A 1,725-nucleotide genomic window follows, 5' to 3' on the forward strand; every position below is an offset into this window, starting at 1 on the left:
AAAAAAAGAGGCCGTCTAAAAACCATTAGGCGGTCTTTTTATTTTTAGTGACTTTGGTAACTTTGGTTTTTAAACTGTTTTAATTTGAACAGTGTAAGGAAGCCAGAGTAGTCCTATCCGGCTAGGGTAACTTTTTTCAGGTTGTGGGCCATTGCAATTAGCCCTATTTCAGTCTCCACTTTATTGATTCCCCTTAGCATAAACCTTTTAAATTTCATATTGTGCTTTATGTTTCCGAATACCGCCTCAACATCCCAGCATCTTTGTTTACGATGGGCAATTCCCTCCGGGCTTAGTAATTTTTCCTTTGCCTTGGCCCTGAGTCTGACCAGGTTGTGATTTCTCTCTACGATCCGGTTACCTTGTGATTTATGGCAGACTCCCCGCATGGGGCACTCTAAACAGTTGCTTGCCCGATAGCGATCAATGGTTTGTAAGTATCCTGTCTTGGTTTCTTTCTGGTAACCACCTATATTTTGCATTACTTGGCCCATTGGGCAGTAATAACAATCTTGTTCACTGTTATAGTATAATTTATCCGCTGCAAAAGGCTTTTTACAAGAGCCCCTTTTCTGATCCAATTGTTCTTTGTGGAAGTAATTGTATTTTACAAAGGCCTCAATATCCTTGCTCTCTAGATCTGCATAGTTCTCTTCGCTTCCATACCCCGCATCTGCGGTGAGCTGCCCTGGGGCTTGACCGTAACTATCAATAAACTCATCTACATGGTCAATAAGGGTAGTGGTATCTGCTGTGGTTTGTGCAAGGGTATAATTAACAATGAATTGATTATTGGTGCCCGTTTGTAGGTTATACCCTGGTTTGAGTTGGCCGTTTTGCATGTGGTCATCCTTCATGCGCATAAAGGTAGCATCAGGGTCGGTCTTGCTCATGCTATTGCGAGTTCCCATTTGCTCTTCTTGTTTGTTATACTTCTCTAAATTCTTTGGCCAGTTCTTCTTGGCGTACCCAAGCTTTTGTTTTATCTTTTTGTCAATGTCCTTGCCCTCTAATGCTTGGTTGATCTGGTCTATGGTTTGAGAGACCTTCCCTGGGTCAATAGCTTCGAAATTTGGAGTGTTGGGCAACTGCTCCTCATTTACATAAACTTTCTCCACATAATTCCAGAGCTCTTTTAATTGCTTCTTTATTCTATTGCGGGAAGTCTTTATGCTTTTTGCCCATACAAAAGTATAGCGGTTGGCATTGGCCTCTATTTTAGTACCATCCACATAAATATCTTTTAAGCTTAAATACCCTTGCTCTGCCAGGAGCACTACGACTTGATCAAAGATTTTTTTGAACTGCCCTTTTAGTTTCCCGGAACGAAAGTTACTAATGGTATTATGGTCTGGCTTGGCCGTGCCTGCCAACCACATAAAATGAAGGTTCTCGCCCAAGGCTTCTTCTATCTTACGGGAAGAATACAAATTACGCAAGTAGGCGTAAATCAAAATCTTCAAGAGTACTTTAGGGTGGTAACTAGATGTTCCCCCTCCTTTATATCCCTTTTCTAAAATACTTAAATCTATTTGGTCCAAGATTGTATTGACAATTCGTACCGGATGATTTTTTGGAACTAAATCATCATAACTGGGTGGGAGAAGACTTAACTGGTCTTGGTTATTGGTCTTCCATACTACTTTTCGGCTCATAACTAAAGTTACGATCCTTTAGCAGTAATTCAAAAAAAAGAGGCCGCCTTTTTAGACAGCCTCTTTTTTT

At 40.7% G+C, this 1,725-nt stretch carries 1 protein-coding gene; it reads right to left on the reverse strand.

Going from position 1 to position 1,725, the window contains the following annotated elements; genetic code table 11:
• Window positions 1-113: 113 nt before the first annotated feature.
• Entirely contained in the window at window positions 114-1,655 is a 1,542-nt protein-coding gene (locus MWU78_RS22225) for an IS1182 family transposase (protein WP_247002009.1), read from the reverse strand.
• Window positions 1,656-1,725 lie beyond the last annotated feature (70 nt).

Source organism: Arenibacter sp. F26102 (assembly GCF_023015865.1).
GTDB lineage: Bacteria > Bacteroidota > Bacteroidia > Flavobacteriales > Flavobacteriaceae > Arenibacter.